The sequence below is a fragment of the Agrobacterium sp. MS2 genome, from assembly GCF_003261015.1.
Classification (GTDB): domain Bacteria; phylum Pseudomonadota; class Alphaproteobacteria; order Rhizobiales; family Rhizobiaceae; genus Agrobacterium; species Agrobacterium pusense.
The window spans coordinates 191893-205777 of record NZ_QLNF01000007.1 but is presented as its reverse complement, the minus strand read 5'-3'; the positions used below and the strand labels follow the sequence as shown (position 1 = coordinate 205777).

The following is a 13885-nucleotide window of genomic DNA, read 5'->3' as shown; positions in this document are numbered from 1 at the left end:
GCGCATGTGCCGCCCGTGGGATACGACCAACAGCCGATAAAAGAATATTACAGATTACGCAATTATATCGAAACTATTGATGCAATTGTTGGCGGTAATCCTTTGCGCCAATATCGCTCCATCAGATGAACGCCAGCGCCGCTCGAACCGAACGGCCAGTAGGAGCACATTATGACTGAGCCGTCTTCAACCCTTCGCCTTCGGGGCTTCCTTGCGGATATCATTGCCGCACCCGCCACAAAAACCCTTGCGCTTCTGGCGCTTTGCTCGGCCTATATTCAGGGACCGCTGACGAAGATTTTCGACTTTCCAGGGGCGATTGCCGAGATGAGCCATTTTGGCCTTCAGCCGGCGGTCGCATTCGCCGTCGTCGTCATCCTGTTCGAACTCACCGCCTCCGCTCTGGTTGTGTCGGGCTTCCTGCGCTGGGCCGGAGCTCTGGCACTGGCGGGCTTCACTCTTGTCGCCACCTTCATCGCTCTCCGCTTCTGGGAAATGGCGCCGGGCATGGACCGCATGATGGCCACCAATGCCTTCTTTGAATATCTAGGTCTCGCTGGCGCATTTGTCGTCGTCGCTGCAATCGATCTCACGAAAGGAACGGGCAAATGAGCGCCGCAAAATCCTCCGCAAGCAGTTTTGCTCCGCTTGCACAACCGGTCTTCGCCGTCCTCTGGGCTGCGACGGTGCTGGGCAATACCGGCAGCTTCATGCGTGATGTCGCGAGTTCATGGTTGATGACCGATCTTTCGGCCTCTCCGGCGGCTGTCGCCATGGTGCAGGCCGCTGGAACCCTGCCGATCTTTCTTCTGGCGATCCCGGCCGGCGTGCTGACCGATATTCTCGACCGCCGCAAGTTCCTGATCGCAGTTCAGCTGTTGCTGGCCTCTGTCAGCGTCACACTCATGGTTCTTGCGCACACCGGCCTTTTGTCCGTCAGCGCCCTGATCGGTCTCACCTTCCTCGGCGGTATCGGTGCGGCGCTGATGGGACCGACCTGGCAGGCCATCGTGCCGGAGCTGGTGAAGCGCGAGGATATCAAGAGCGCCGTGGCTCTGAACTCGCTCGGCATCAATATCGCCCGTTCCATCGGTCCGGCTGCTGGCGGCATCCTGCTTGCGGCCTTCGGCGCGGCCTTTACCTATGGCGCCGATGTCGCCAGTTACTTCGTCGTCATCGCCGCCCTTTTGTGGTGGCCACGGGTAAAGAACGCTGACGATGCGCTGGCCGAAGGTTTCCTCGGCGCTTTCCGGGCGGGCCTTCGTTACACCCGTGCCAGCAAGCCGCTTCATGTCGTGCTGCTGCGGGCCGCGATCTTCTTCGCTTTCGCCAGCGCCGTCTGGGCGCTGCTGCCCCTGGTTGCCCGGCAATTGCTCGGCGGAGACGCCAGCTTCTACGGTATCCTGCTCGGTGCTGTCGGCGCTGGCGCCATCGGCGGCGCGCTGGTCATGCCGAAGCTGCGCGAACGTTTCGATGCAGATGCCCTGCTTCTCGGTGCTGCCGTCATTACCGCACTCGTCATGGCCGCGCTTTCACTCGCACCGCCGAAGTGGCTTGCCATCATCGTCCTGCTGTTCCTCGGCGGCGCATGGATCACCGCTCTAACGACGCTGAACGGGGCCGCCCAGGCAGTTCTGCCAAACTGGGTGCGTGGCCGTGGCCTTGCTGTCTATCTCACTGTCTTCAACGGCGCGATGACAGCTGGCAGCCTTGGCTGGGGTGCTGTTGGTGAAGCCACAGGTGTGCCGGGTGCATTGCTGATCGGTGCTGCGGGACTGCTGGTTGCGGGCCTTGTCATGCACCGCCTGAAACTGCCTGCGGGTGATGCGGATATGGTGCCATCCAACCATTGGCCGGAACCGCTCGTTGCCGAGCCGGTGGCCCATGATCGCGGCCCGGTTCTGATCCTGATCGAATATAACGTCGAAAAGCATCACCGCTCCGCTTTCCTGCATGCACTCGACGAGCTTTCCCAGGAACGTCGCCGCGATGGCGCCTATGGCTGGGGTGTCACGGAAGACTCCGCCGATCCGCAGAAGATCGTCGAATGGTTCATGGTGGAATCCTGGGCGGAACATCTTCGCCAGCACAAGCGGGTCTCCAATGCCGATGCAGATTTGCAGGGCAGGGTGCTGGCTTATCATTCCGGGCTGGAAAAGCCTGTCGTGCGCCACTTTCTGACGATCAACCGTCCGGGCAAGGCATAAACAGAAGGGGCCGAAAGGCCCTTTTTTGTTCCTACCGTTGCACCGGCTGCTATCGCGCAATCCGCTCGAGCACGCGGCTCAATGCATCTTTCAAGGCCTTTGAACCGCCTTTGCCATCGAAGTCTTTGAGCACCTGTTCGTTGAGGCCGCCTTTGGTGGCGAATTCACGGCTGATCTCGTTAAAATCCGCCTTGCTTCCGGCCAACACCGCCACCTCGGAGAGGCCGCCAAAGAGGGGTGCAAGATAGGCGCGCGCCTTTTCTTCCGGCAGTCCGTTTTCGGCCAACCATTCCGTTGCTGTCTGCATGATGCCGAAATAAGTAGCCATCAGAGCGCTTCCGGCGGCCAGAAGGTCGTATTCGGCCTTGGTCTCGCATTCCACCGCATTGCCGAGCACGTTGAAGATTGCTGCCGTATCCCTATCGGCGGGATAAATGGCGGTGACGCCTTTGCGGCGGGCGACGAAGGGCAGCGGGATGGCCTGGGTGAGATGTACATCCGCATCGATCCAGTCGAGAAGGGCTTCCCGGCTGGTCGCAGCCACGACGCTGATGACTTTCTGTTCGTCCCTGAACCGTAGCGGCCGGATGACCTCCTCGGCAATCTGGGGACGGATTGCCAGCATGACGGTATCGCAGCCATCGACGATCGCCTGATTGTCGCTTGAGACGATCACCTGCGAAAAATCGGCAGCCAGTTCAGCCGAAACATCCGCGCTGCGCTGGGACACCATGACATGTGGTACGGCGGCGGGTCTGGCAAGCAGGCCGCGTACCATCGCGTCGGTGATGGCGCCTGTTCCGATAAAACCGATTTTTTGGGGCAGGGACATGAATACTCCACTGTGGCGGCTGGATCGAGAGATGGTCGGTCCTTCCAGTTTGGCGCGATGCTAGATTTTCCACCGGTAAATGTCGACAGGCGGTCGGGCTATCTGTGACGCCGCGGCACTTAGGTCGGCCGATGCTCGCGAAAAGCGGCAGCGAGCGTTCGCAACGCCTCACGCGATCTGCTGTCCGTCAGGGTCGAGAACATGATGATTTCGGTGGAAGGCAGGGAAGGCAGCCCAAAACGCTGGCTCACCTCCACGGTGCCGGGTGGGGCAAGACGGGAGGAGAAGGCGGAAATCGCAAGTCCCGCCGAAACGGCCGCGGTTACCATGGACGATGTGCCGCCGAGGAAAACCTCCGTCCAGGCTATGCCAGCCCCGTCCAGGGCGCGGGTGGCTATATCACGCACGCCACAGGCGGGAGACAGTGCCGCAAGCCGCAACGGTTCACCCTGACGATGTTCGAATTGCGGGGTTGCATACCAGCCGAAATGCTCCGGTCCGAGAACCTCGCCGTCGCGCCGGTCGTCCTCGCGTCTGATGATGGCCGCATCGATTTCCCCACGGTCGAACGCGTCGAGCAGGGAGCGCGAATGGTCCATCCGCACTTCAATCGTCAGGCCCGGGTCATGGTCGTTGAGGCGGGCCAGAAGGGTTGGCACCTCCGGTCCTGCCACGTGGGCGGCAATGCCGAGGCCAAAACGACGGCGCGGTGAGGAAAGGCCTGCCAATGCGCGATCGTGTGCGGCGAGAAATTCGCGGGCGGGCGCCAAAAACACTGCACCCTGCGCGGATAGCCGCACCGAACGCGGTGTGCGTTCGAGCAGCCGCTGGCCCAGCCTGTCTTCCAATCGCTTGAGCTTGACGCTGATCGCGCCCTGGGTGGTGCCGAGCGCTTCGGCCGCGCGGGTGAAGCTCTGCATATCGGCGATGGTAACGAAGGCTTCGACGGCCTCCACATCCAGCGTGCTCATGTCGACTATTCCAATTTGTTGTCTCTGAAATAGCCAATCATCCAATTCAGTTATGGTCAAGCTTTGTCTAGCCTGTCGCCTCCGTAGATCGGTTTCACAGTTGCGAGCCGAGCCAAGAAAGGCTGAAGAATGACCCTTGTTATTACCGAACAAACGGGTAGCAGAAGCGCCATGGCGCTCGCTGCCGTTTGTCTCTCCGCTCTTATGTTCGGACTAGAAATATCCAGCGTTCCGGCGATCCTGCCGACACTGGAACAGGTACTGCACGCGGATTTCCGGCAACTCCAGTGGATCATGAATGCCTATACCATCGGCGTGACCATGGTGCTGATGGCAACCGGTGCGCTGGCCGACCGCTTCGGCCGTAAACGTGTCTTTATTGCCAGTATTGCTGCCTTTGCCCTGTCTTCCCTTGCCTGCGGAATGACGCAGAATGTACCGGTGCTGATCGGCGCGCGCTTCTTTCAGGGCTTGAGCGGCGGAGCGATGCTGGTGTGCCAGATCGCCATTCTGTCGCAGCAGTTCCGTACGGCGCGGGAGCGCGGCATGGCCTTCGGCTGGTGGGGCATCATCTCGGGCGTTGGGCTCGGTTTCGGCCCGATCATCGGTGGTGCCATTGTTGCGCTGTGGAGCTGGGAATGGGTTTTCCTCGTTCACGTAGCGCTCGCCATCGTGACGTGGCTGCTTGCTTCGGGCGGTGTGAGAGAATCGCGTGACCCGGAGGCGGCACGTCTGGATATCGCCGGCATGGCCACGCTTTCGCTGTCCGTTTTTTGCCTTGCCTTTTTCATCACACAGGGACCCGAGCTTGGTTTTGCGAGCCCGGCGGCGCTTCTGATCCTTGGCGCCTCGGCTGCGAGCTTCATCGCCTTCCTGATTGCCGAAAAGCTTAGTTCAAGACCGATGTTCGACTTCTCAGTGTTCCGCATCCGGCCTTTTTCCGGGGCGATCATCGGTTCAGCGGCGATGAATATCAGCTTCTGGCCGTTCATGATCTATCTGCCGATCTGGTTTCAGGCTGGCCTCGGTTATGACAGCGTCACCGCCGGGCTCGGCTTGCTTGCCTATACGCTGCCAGCCTTGGTGGTCCCGCCTCTGGCGGAACGCCTGTCGCTGCGCTACCAACCCCGCCTCGTCATTCCGGCAGGACTGTTCACTATCGGCCTCGGCTTCATGCTGATGAAGCTGGGAAGCGGTATCGAAGCGGCGAACTGGGTTACAATGCTGCCCGGCTGCATCCTCGCCGGAATGGGGCTCGGACTTACCAATACCCCCGTTACCAACACGACCACGGGCGCGGTTTCGCCCGCCCGTTCGGGCATGGCTTCGGGCATCGACATGAGCGCACGCATGATCTCGCTTGCCATCAACATTCCGATCATGGGCTTTATTCTGGTCGAGGGCGTGGGGGCTTCGCTTCGGGCGAACCTGCCGATCGGGGCGGATGTGTCTCATGTGCAGTCGCTGGCGGAAAAGATCGCCGCGGGAACTGCTGGCGCCTCGGCGCAGGGCGTTTCGGAAGAGCTTGTCCACCGGGCGCTTGCGGATGGGTTCGGCCTGGTCATGCTTTATGCCGGCATCAGTGTATGGCTACTCGCCGCCATCAGCTTCATGATCTTCGGGCCGGCGCGAAAGCCTGCCCATGACTAGGGTGGAGTTCAGGATGCCTCCCGGAAAATGACGGTCACGATCGTTCCGCCCTCCGGGCGCGCCTTTATCTGCAGATCGCTGTCATGCGCCCGTGCGATTGCGCGGGCAATGGACAGGCCGAGACCTGTCCCGCCGGTCTTACGCGCGCGTGACGGTTCCATCCGCCAGAAGAGTTCGATGCCGTGCGCCTCGACGCCGGCGGGGAAGCCCGGCCCTTTATCCTCGATCGAGACGAAGGCGCGCCCGTCCTGAAGCCCGGTCGAACAACGCATAAATCCGCCGCTCGCCGCGTAGCGGCGAACATTGTCCATCAGGATCAGCAGCAGCTGCCGAAGGCGTTGACGGTCGCCGCAAACTGATGCTGCCTCCAGCGACATCTCGAGATCAATGCCTGCTTCGTTCATGAGCGGCCGTGCCGCCTCCGCCACGGCCGCGCATTCGGCGGCAAGATCAAGCGGCTCGGTGTCCTTGACGAGGCTGTTGGTTTCGGCCAGAGAAAGCGTGCGCAAATCATCCACGAGACGTGCCAGCCCCTCCACATGGACGATGAGGTGGCGAATGGCTTCCTTGTCGAGGGGAAAGAGATCATCGGCAATGCCGTGCAAACGGCCCTGCAGGATCGTGAGCGGGGTGCGCAGTTCATGGGCTACCGCCATCGTGTTGAACTTCAACCGGTGCTCCATCATCTGAAGTTCCCGGATCAAGCTCTCGAAACTGTCGACGAGAAATGCGACCTCTGCGATGTGGCTCCCCCTGATCTCTGCTCCTCCGCTGAAGTTGCCGGTCGCCATGCGCCGCGCTGCATCGGCAAGTTCGCCGAGAGGTGCCGCAATGCGCCGAGAGATGAAGTAACCAAGCAAGCTGCAGAGAAACACACCGAGCAATCCGAAAATGAACACGGATTTGATAAGCTCGTTATCGGCCTCGTCCTCGAGGCCCGGCAAAACCCTGACAAGGGCCTCAAGCTGACGCTGGTCCGGCATCACACCCCGGTCTATATCCGAGAAGGCCTTGGAGGCATCCGGCGATAGCTGGGCGATCATGCGCTCCTGAATATTGTCGGCATACCAGGAAACGCCGAAATAGACCAACGCAACCGCAAAGATGAGCATTGTAGTGATCGTGATCGCCGTCATCGTCCGCAGGCGGAGCCGCCAAGTCTTCATGGTTTTTGCTCCCCTGCCAGCCGATAACCGATGCTGCGCACCGAGACGAGATAACCGCAGGCGCCATGGTCCGTCAGTTTTTTGCGCAGATTGGCAATGTGTGTGTCGATGGTGCGCGCCAGCGCATCGCTTTCCGGCAGGCAGGCGTCAAGAATATCGGCGCGCTGAAAGGCGTGGGTGGGACGACGCGCCATATGGGCGAGGATCCTGAACTCGCTCAGCGTGAGCGGCAGAACGGCCCGCTGACCGTCGTTGCAGACGGCTGCGACATAGGCTTCGGTGTCCACCTCAATGGGCCCGAAGCGTAAAACCCCGCCAGAGCCCGGTTGCCGCGTGCGTTTCAGCACGGCATTCACCCGCGCGATCAATTCATGCGGATTGAAAGGTTTGACGATGTAGTCGTCAGCGCCGAGGCGAAGGCCCGTCAGCTTGTCCATGTCCTCGGCGAGAGATGTGACCATGATGACAGGCGTCTCCCGTTCCCGCCGGATGCGGTTCAAAACCTCGATGCCGTCGAATTTCGGCAGGCGAATGTCGAGGAGAACCAGATCAGGTCTCAACATGGAGAAATGGGTCAGCGCCGTTTCTCCGTCGCTGGCTCTGACGGTTCTGTATCCTTCGCGAACGAGATAGGCGTCCAGGATCTGAATAATATCGGGGTCGTCTTCGACGATTAGAATTAGTCCTTTGTCCATACTCAATCCGCAAATGTACTGGTGTCGGCCGTGGCAGCGCCGGGACGCTAAGCGGATGCGGAACATCGGGCAAGAGCCGCTGTGCCCGAATGGATGCCACCGGCACTCCTTTCCATACACTCTTGTGTCTTTCTCCGCAGAGCCTTGACATTTCTGCGGGAGAGAACTGGCCATGCACCAGTCTCTCACCCATAAAACCCACCCCAAAAAGCGGCGTTTGACCCAACGGTCGAAATTTCGTGTCAACTTTATTTCTGTCGTTCGTCAGGCATTTGCGCGTGCCTCCGGCAGTCCCTTTGTGCTGGCTCTTCTGGTCGCCCTTGCGATGATGATTGTCTTTACGATCAGGCCGGATATCGATCTTGGAGTAAGCCGGCAATTCTGGGCGGAAGGTTTCACACTCGGCGAGGACGAGTTCCTGATTTCCGTTCGCGATCTGAACCGCAGGCTTCCCTGGGTCTTGCTGTCCGGACTTGTGTGCATGCTTGTCGTAATGCCCTTCTCGCGCGGCTTGCCACGGCTTTTTCCACCACACAGGCTGCTGCTTATTATCGTCTTTTTTGCTCTGGGACCGGGCGCTGCGGTGCATGCCCTGAAAAACCTGTTCGGCAGGGCAAGGCCGCGGCATCTCGCAGAGTTCGGGGGAGAGCTGGTTTTTACACCGGTTCTTTCCCTCGGTGGCAGCTGCACCCGAAACTGCTCTTTTCCTTCCGGTGAAAGCGCTTCCGCAATCGCCCTTCTGGCCTTCATCATTCTCCTGCCAGGGAAATTTCGCCTGATCGGCACCGCGATATTGACGCCGTTCATCGTGATTTTCTCCCTGAACAGGGTGGCGATGGGAGCTCATTTCCTCTCGGATGTCCTGATTGCATGGCCTTTGATGTTTGCGGTATTTCTTCTGCTCCATCGGCCGTTCATCAACAATGGGCGTGCGATCGACGCGACTTTTTCGCGCAAGAGCGATGGTGCGCGGCGCTCCGACGAAACAAGACCGTTTGCCGAACAATATCGCCCGTCGGGCATCCGACCGCGAATATCAAAAGGGCAGCGGAAACCGCTGCCCCTTCCGTTTCTTCTGCGCAGATGATGGCAGCCTTATTTCACCTTTGCGACGACAAGCTTGCCGTCGGCGCGTTCGGCGATGAACTCGATATTGGCGCCTTCCTTGAGCTTTTCGAGCATCGCATCGTCCTTGACGCGGAACACCATGGTCATGGCTGGCATGTCGAGGTTCTTCAGTTCGTCATGGATGATCGTGACCTTCTTGGCGGCAGCATCGACTTTCTTGACTGTTCCCTTGGTGAATTCCTCTGCAAATGCGCTGAATGGAGCGGTGAGTAGAAGTGCGGCTGCGACGGTGATCTTAATGACGGTCTTCATGGTGAGATTCCTTCGGTTGTGGGTTACTTGGCGGATACTTTGAGATCGCCGCGCATGCCGGCCTCGTAATGTCCGGGTTTCAGGCAGGCGAATTCGAACATGCCGTCATTGGTGAATTTCCAGATGATTTCGCCGCTTTCTCCCGGCGCGAGGGTGATAGCGTTCGGGTTGTCGTGTTCCATCTCCGGCGCCTTGGCCATTGCAGCCTTGTGCTCCAGATTGGCTTTCTGCTCGTCCATGATGAATTCATGGTCCAGCTCGCCGGCATTCTTGACAGCGAAGCGAACCGTCTTGCCCTTCTTGAATTCGAATTTGGCGGGTGTGAACAGCATCTTGCCATCGGGTGTCTCTTTCATCGTCACCTGAATGGTCTGGGTTACCTTTGCCTTGTCGCCCGGTTCGCCCACCGCCATCGCTTCATGGCCGCCGCCGTGGGTGCCGGATGCGAGCGCTGGCGTGGCAAGAGTGGTGAGAAGCAGTGCAATTTTCAGTCTGGTCATGTCATTGTTCCTTGGTTTGTAAGGGTGGGTCATATTCAGCCGTGTTTCATCGGATGCGGCGTGATCTGCGTTTTGGGGTCGGTGTTTTTTTGGCTGTCCGGCAATTCGCCGGTCCATTCCCAGGCCTGCGTGCCGGGCGGATTTTCGTACCAGCCGGGGTCTGCGTAATCGCCCGCGGAAATGCCTTCGCGAACCTTCACGACAGAGAACATTCCGCCCATTTCGATCGGGCCGTGCGGGCCCCACCCCGTCATCATCGGAACGGTATTTTCGGGGATTTCCATTTCCATCGCGCCCATATCCGCCATGCCGGCGGTGCCCATCGGCATATATTCCGGCCGGACCTTGCGGATCTTTTCGGTGACGCTTTTTTTGTCGACGCCGATGAAGGTGGGGACGTCATGTCCCATGGCGTTCATCGTATGGTGTGACTTGTGGCAATGGATCGCCCAGTCGCCGACATATTTGGCGTCGAATTCATAAGCCCGCATGGCGCCGACGGGAATATCGATGCTGACCTCCGGCCAGCGCGCCTCCGGCCGCACCCAGCCGCCATCCGTGCAGGTCACCTCGAAATCGTAACCGTGCATGTGGATCGGATGGTTGGTCATGGTCAGGTTACCGACACGCACGCGCACCCGGTCGTCCCTGGAAACCACCAGCGGATCGATGCCCGGAAACACCCGGCTGTTCCATGCCCAAAGATTGAAATCCGTCATCGTCATGATTTTGGGGACGGAGGTGCCGGGATTGATGTCGAAGGCGTTGAGCAGGAACACAAAATCGCGGTCCACCGGCATGAAGGTGGGGTCCTTCGGATGGACAACGAAGAAGCCCATCATGCCCATCGCCATCTGCACCATCTCGTCCGAATGCGGGTGGTACATGAAGGTGCCCGACTTCAAGAGGTCGAACTCGTAGACGAAGGTCTTGCCGACGGGGATATGCGGCTGCGACAGTCCACCCACCCCGTCCATGCCCGATGGCAGGATCATGCCGTGCCAGTGGATCGTCGTATGTTCCGGCAGCTTGTTGGTAACAAAAATGCGTACCCGGTCGCCTTCCACGGCCTCGATGGTGGGGCCCGGTGACTGGCCGTTGTAACCCCATAGACGGGCAGTCATGCCCTCGGCCATTTCGCGTTCCACCGGCTCGGCGACAAGGTGGAATTCCTTGACGCCATTGTTCATCCGGAAGGGCAGGGTCCAGCCATTCAAGGTGACGACCGGATTATAATCGGGACCGGCGGTGGGCTTTACCGGCGCCTGCGTTGCCGCCGTTTCCATCACTGCCGCTTCCGGCAGGCTGCTGTTGGAGGTTTTCGCCCAGGCCGCCGAGGAGACCATAGCGGCGCTGACGCCCAGAAGTTGTCTTCTATTGAACATGGTCTTTCCCTTTCTCAATGTCCGCCACCACCGCCGCCGGAAGCGGCGGCAACCTCGGTCTCTCCGCCAGACTCGCCTGCGCCGCCGCCATAAATGGCAGGGGCGAGGCCGGCTTCGGCGAGCCAGAAGTCGCGTTTGGCATTGATGGCCAGCAGGTTTGAATTGACCTTCTCGCGGCTGTCGGCCAGCAGCTCGAACGTGTTGGTGAGCATGCCGTTATAGGTCAGCAGCGACTCTTCCTCGATCTTGGTGCGCAGGGGCACCACGCTGTTGCGGTAATGCCGGGCGATATCGTAATTCGAGCGATAGGCCTGATAGGCCGAGCGGGCCTCCGAGCGGATATTGACCGCCTTTTCCGCCAGCAGATTGGCTGCACGCATATAAGCGAGCTCGGATTCCCGCATGCGCGCCTGGCCGGAATCGAAGATCGGAATGACGAATTCCAGTTCCGCGTTGCCGGTCGTCTGCTTGTGCTTTTCGCCGTCTTCCAGCTCGCGCTCGGTCTCGAAACCGGAGCGCAACTCGAGATCGGTGACATAGCGGGTGGCTTCCGTGAGCTTGAAGGAGCGCGCAGTCGCCTCAAGGTCGAGTTTTGCCATTTGCAGATCGACGCGGCGTTGCAGCGCCTCCGCCTCGATCATGTCACGCTTGGCGAGTGTTTTTGGAAGCTGCGGCAGGCGGTTGGGAATGGCGTATTCGATATCCGCTCCCCATAGACCCATCAGCCGCGTCAGTTCTTCCTTGGCAAGGCGGGCTTCAAGCCGCGCCTTGGCGATCTGGCCCGTCAACTCGGCATAAAACACCTGCTCGCGGGCCTGGCCTTCCTTATTGAGCGAGCCCGCCTCGCCAAGCTTCTTGGCGAGTTCAGAGGCGGCGTCCGCCGCGGTCTGCGCCTGCGCCAGTTGGCCGACATTTTCGAGGGCGGCAACGGCGTTGATCCATGCCCGGCGCGTATCTGCCGCGAGTTGCAGCGTTTTCAGCGCGGCGGCAAGCTGCGCCTTGCGGAAGTTGGTATCGGCAATCGCCACGTTCTGCTTGAGGGTGGCGAGTGCCAGGATATTGGTGACGACCACGCCCTCGATTGACTTATAGGCCCTGAGGCCGGGGGTGCCGATCCCCGTCAGCCCGATGCCGACCCGCGGATTGACCAGCATGGTCGATTGCCAGGCGGTGGCAGCGGCTTCCCCCAGATCGGCATAGGCCGCCTGCAGGCCCTTGTTGTTCAGCAGCGCAACCTGTACGGCGGTTTCGGCATCAAGGACCTTGCTGGCCGCCATCAGCGTTTTGACGCGAGCTTGTGTTGCCTGCGCTTCGACCCGGTTCTGCACCCAGATGGCCTGTTTTCCGGTCGCTTCCGATGTCTTTGCCGAAACATTGATGAACCCAGCATCTGACGCCGCATATTGTGCGGCCGAGACACAGCCACTGAGAAAAACCGGCATGGATAGAACGGCTGCCAGTTTTGCGCCGAGTTTGAATGCACGTGGTGTCATGATGCGTCTCCTTTTGGAGCCTGCGCATCGTTCTGGTCACGCCAGGGTTTGGGATCGACCGGCATGCGGGCCGTGTAAGCCGAGACCGGGCTTTGGTAGCTGAGGGGGGCGACGGCAAGCGTCGGGTTTGCCGCGTCGTCATAGGAGGCGGCGTCATTCATCATCGATGTGGCTGTGCAGCCGCCCAGAAGCAGGGGCGCCGCAACCACAATATAAATTGGGTTCATGGGTCGTTTCCGAACAGGAGATGTAACGGCGTAGCGGCGTTACAGCCGCTCACGCACGGTCATTGCCCAAAGGCGGGCTTTGCCTGTTCAGATATTCGGGGGACGGTGAAGAAGCGGGGTCTGCCCCAGCGCCTTGCTGTCGTCGAGGAAGGAGCGGATGCCGCTGACGACGGGCGTGCCGACTGCGCCGTGATCGATCAGAACCGCCATGCCGAGACAGAAATCGCCGCAGCATTGTGGCTTCGCGGTTTTTTTGACACCACCGTCCTCGTCGGACATTCCCTGCAGGTCCTGGACGCCGTGGCGACCATGAGTGTCGGACATCATCGCCGAGCCGCCATGATCCATCATCTTGCCGTGATCCATCGTGGCGGATTGAGCGTGTTGCATTCCGCCGGCGTCGGGACCATGCATTGCGGCATTCACGGTGGAAACGCTGTAGCCAGCCAGTGATAGGATCATCACCAGTCTAAACATAAGGGCCAGCAATTTCGATGCTCGTAACGTTTCACGCATAGCCTTTAGAAAAGCCGCTGTCCCGTGATTTGTCAATGGATATGGTTCATAACCATTGATGAAGACCTTGATGTGAAGCTGATTGCCCTTCCGACTTAATGCGAAAGACCACAGCCCGATGCGGCCCCTTCGCCGACGATGCGGGTAATATCGGCCTCGGCGATGAAGTCGGGAGGAGGCAGCCCAAAGCGGCTCCGTCGCAGAAATTGCGGGCTCGGAAATGGGCGATGGTGTGCATGGCACTGTCATCCCCGCGCCGCCGGCGGTCTATTCTTCCGTCGGGCGAAATCGAAGATGGATGAGCGGATAGGGCCGCCCCTGTCCGTCGACATCGGAGCGTCCCGTCGGCTTGAAGCCCAGCCGGCGATAAAAGCCCAGTGCTTCGCCGTTTTGCTCGTTAACGTCGGTTGTCAGTGCCGGGTGAAGCGCAAGCGCACTTTCCACCAGGGCCTTGCCGATGCCTTTGCCGTGATGGTCCGGATCGATGAACAGCGCCTCCATATGGCCTTCATGCAGAAACATGAAACCCAGGGCGCGGTCTGTCTCGTCGACGGCAAGCGTCAACGGCGCCTGCGGCAAAAATGCCCTGACTTCCTCGCCGATCGCAACGCGATCCTGCGGAAGTAGAAAGCCATGGGTTGCGTCTACGGCCCTGCTCCATATGTCGAGGATGCGCGCCGCGTCGCCATTGGTGGAGGTGCGAAGTGATATCATTCCCGAGCTTTAGCAATTCGGACGGTTTCGCGCCATGGGCCTGCTCGATCTTTTCGTGGGCAAATATGTGGGGAATTGCCACCCTCGAAATGCGGCCTGATTGTCCCGATCGATCCTGTCTGCCTTTCGCGTCGAAAAAAAACTCTCAA

General features: G+C 59.8%; 15 protein-coding genes. 4 read left to right on the top strand and 11 right to left on the bottom strand.

Annotated elements, in window-relative coordinates; all coding sequences use genetic code 11:
* Nucleotides 1-171: 171 nt before the first annotated feature.
* Complete coding sequence (locus DOU54_RS02615) at nucleotides 172-612, top strand: DoxX family protein (RefSeq protein ID WP_113730462.1); 441 nt, start codon at nucleotides 172-174, stop codon at nucleotides 610-612.
* Complete coding sequence (locus tag DOU54_RS02610) at nucleotides 609-2207, top strand: MFS transporter (protein ID WP_113730460.1); 1599 nt, start codon at nucleotides 609-611, stop codon at nucleotides 2205-2207. Before DOU54_RS02615 ends, DOU54_RS02610 begins: the two co-directional genes overlap by 4 nt.
* 49 nt (nucleotides 2208-2256) lie before the next feature.
* On the opposite strand, the gene DOU54_RS02605 is transcribed toward DOU54_RS02610, so the two are convergent.
* Both DOU54_RS02605 and DOU54_RS02600 read right to left on the bottom strand, forming a co-directional pair.
* Nucleotides 2257-3039, bottom strand: a complete 783-nt coding sequence (locus DOU54_RS02605) for a pyrroline-5-carboxylate reductase (RefSeq protein WP_100911321.1) — start codon at nucleotides 3037-3039, stop codon at nucleotides 2257-2259.
* 119 nt (nucleotides 3040-3158) lie between these two features.
* Nucleotides 3159-4010, bottom strand: coding sequence for a LysR family transcriptional regulator (locus DOU54_RS02600; protein WP_004437510.1), 852 nt, complete (start codon nucleotides 4008-4010; stop codon nucleotides 3159-3161).
* A 171-nt stretch (nucleotides 4011-4181) separates the two neighbouring features.
* On the opposite strand from DOU54_RS02600, the gene DOU54_RS02595 reads away from it, so the two are divergent.
* Nucleotides 4182-5660, top strand: coding sequence for an MFS transporter (locus DOU54_RS02595; RefSeq protein ID WP_502695896.1), 1479 nt, complete (start codon nucleotides 4182-4184; stop codon nucleotides 5658-5660).
* Nucleotides 5661-5668: 8 nt separating this feature from the next.
* On the opposite strand, the gene DOU54_RS02590 is transcribed toward DOU54_RS02595, so the two are convergent.
* Nucleotides 5669-6826: an ATP-binding protein gene (locus tag DOU54_RS02590; protein ID WP_113730456.1), complete on the bottom strand. Its 1158-nt coding sequence runs from the start codon at nucleotides 6824-6826 to the stop codon at nucleotides 5669-5671.
* Complete coding sequence (locus DOU54_RS02585) at nucleotides 6823-7521, bottom strand: response regulator (RefSeq protein ID WP_004437520.1); 699 nt, start codon at nucleotides 7519-7521, stop codon at nucleotides 6823-6825. The genes DOU54_RS02590 and DOU54_RS02585 overlap by 4 nt, the downstream gene beginning before the upstream one ends.
* A 298-nt stretch (nucleotides 7522-7819) precedes the next feature.
* Here DOU54_RS02585 and DOU54_RS02580 point away from each other — a divergent pair, with 298 nt between their 5' ends.
* Nucleotides 7820-8608, top strand: coding sequence for a phosphatase PAP2 family protein (locus DOU54_RS02580; protein ID WP_286079845.1), 789 nt, complete (start codon nucleotides 7820-7822; stop codon nucleotides 8606-8608).
* A gap of 8 nt (nucleotides 8609-8616) precedes the next feature.
* On the opposite strand, the gene DOU54_RS02575 is transcribed toward DOU54_RS02580, so the two are convergent.
* The 7 genes from DOU54_RS02575 to DOU54_RS02545 form a co-directional block, all read right to left on the bottom strand.
* The gene (locus DOU54_RS02575) at nucleotides 8617-8901 is read right to left on the bottom strand and encodes a copper-binding protein (RefSeq protein ID WP_113730452.1); all 285 of its coding nucleotides are present in this window, start codon (nucleotides 8899-8901) and stop codon (nucleotides 8617-8619) included.
* Nucleotides 8902-8924: 23 nt separating this feature from the next.
* Complete coding sequence (locus DOU54_RS02570) at nucleotides 8925-9401, bottom strand: cupredoxin domain-containing protein (RefSeq protein WP_004437529.1); 477 nt, start codon at nucleotides 9399-9401, stop codon at nucleotides 8925-8927.
* Between the two features lie 35 nt (nucleotides 9402-9436).
* Nucleotides 9437-10786 carry a multicopper oxidase family protein gene (locus tag DOU54_RS02565; RefSeq protein ID WP_112555318.1) on the bottom strand — a complete coding sequence of 450 codons (1350 nt, stop codon included), beginning with the start codon at nucleotides 10784-10786 and terminating at the stop codon, nucleotides 9437-9439.
* A 14-nt stretch (nucleotides 10787-10800) separates the two neighbouring features.
* Nucleotides 10801-12279 carry a TolC family protein gene (locus tag DOU54_RS02560; RefSeq protein WP_113730450.1) on the bottom strand — a complete coding sequence of 493 codons (1479 nt, stop codon included), beginning with the start codon at nucleotides 12277-12279 and terminating at the stop codon, nucleotides 10801-10803.
* Complete coding sequence (locus DOU54_RS02555) at nucleotides 12276-12506, bottom strand: hypothetical protein (protein WP_022563386.1); 231 nt, start codon at nucleotides 12504-12506, stop codon at nucleotides 12276-12278. The genes DOU54_RS02560 and DOU54_RS02555 overlap by 4 nt, the downstream gene beginning before the upstream one ends.
* Before the next feature lie 87 nt (nucleotides 12507-12593).
* Complete coding sequence (locus DOU54_RS02550) at nucleotides 12594-13022, bottom strand: hypothetical protein (protein ID WP_113730448.1); 429 nt, start codon at nucleotides 13020-13022, stop codon at nucleotides 12594-12596.
* A 267-nt stretch (nucleotides 13023-13289) separates the two neighbouring features.
* Complete coding sequence (locus DOU54_RS02545) at nucleotides 13290-13736, bottom strand: acetyltransferase (protein WP_113730446.1); 447 nt, start codon at nucleotides 13734-13736, stop codon at nucleotides 13290-13292.
* Nucleotides 13737-13885 lie beyond the last annotated feature (149 nt).

Coding starts and splice junctions, on each gene's coding strand:
- DOU54_RS02615 (WP_113730462.1), top strand. CDS start 172: ATGACTGAGCCGTCTTCAACCCTTCGCCTTCGGGGCTTCCTTGCGGAT.
- DOU54_RS02610 (WP_113730460.1), top strand. CDS start 609: ATGAGCGCCGCAAAATCCTCCGCAAGCAGTTTTGCTCCGCTTGCACAA.
- DOU54_RS02605 (WP_100911321.1), bottom strand. CDS start 3,039: ATGTCCCTGCCCCAAAAAATCGGTTTTATCGGAACAGGCGCCATCACC.
- DOU54_RS02600 (WP_004437510.1), bottom strand. CDS start 4,010: ATGAGCACGCTGGATGTGGAGGCCGTCGAAGCCTTCGTTACCATCGCC.
- DOU54_RS02595 (WP_502695896.1), top strand. CDS start 4,182: ATGGCGCTCGCTGCCGTTTGTCTCTCCGCTCTTATGTTCGGACTAGAA.
- DOU54_RS02590 (WP_113730456.1), bottom strand. CDS start 6,826: ATGAAGACTTGGCGGCTCCGCCTGCGGACGATGACGGCGATCACGATC.
- DOU54_RS02585 (WP_004437520.1), bottom strand. CDS start 7,521: ATGGACAAAGGACTAATTCTAATCGTCGAAGACGACCCCGATATTATT.
- DOU54_RS02575 (WP_113730452.1), bottom strand. CDS start 8,901: ATGAAGACCGTCATTAAGATCACCGTCGCAGCCGCACTTCTACTCACC.
- DOU54_RS02570 (WP_004437529.1), bottom strand. CDS start 9,401: ATGACCAGACTGAAAATTGCACTGCTTCTCACCACTCTTGCCACGCCA.
- DOU54_RS02565 (WP_112555318.1), bottom strand. CDS start 10,786: ATGTTCAATAGAAGACAACTTCTGGGCGTCAGCGCCGCTATGGTCTCC.
- DOU54_RS02560 (WP_113730450.1), bottom strand. CDS start 12,279: ATGACACCACGTGCATTCAAACTCGGCGCAAAACTGGCAGCCGTTCTA.
- DOU54_RS02555 (WP_022563386.1), bottom strand. CDS start 12,506: ATGAACCCAATTTATATTGTGGTTGCGGCGCCCCTGCTTCTGGGCGGC.
- DOU54_RS02550 (WP_113730448.1), bottom strand. CDS start 13,022: ATGCGTGAAACGTTACGAGCATCGAAATTGCTGGCCCTTATGTTTAGA.
- DOU54_RS02545 (WP_113730446.1), bottom strand. CDS start 13,736: ATGATATCACTTCGCACCTCCACCAATGGCGACGCGGCGCGCATCCTC.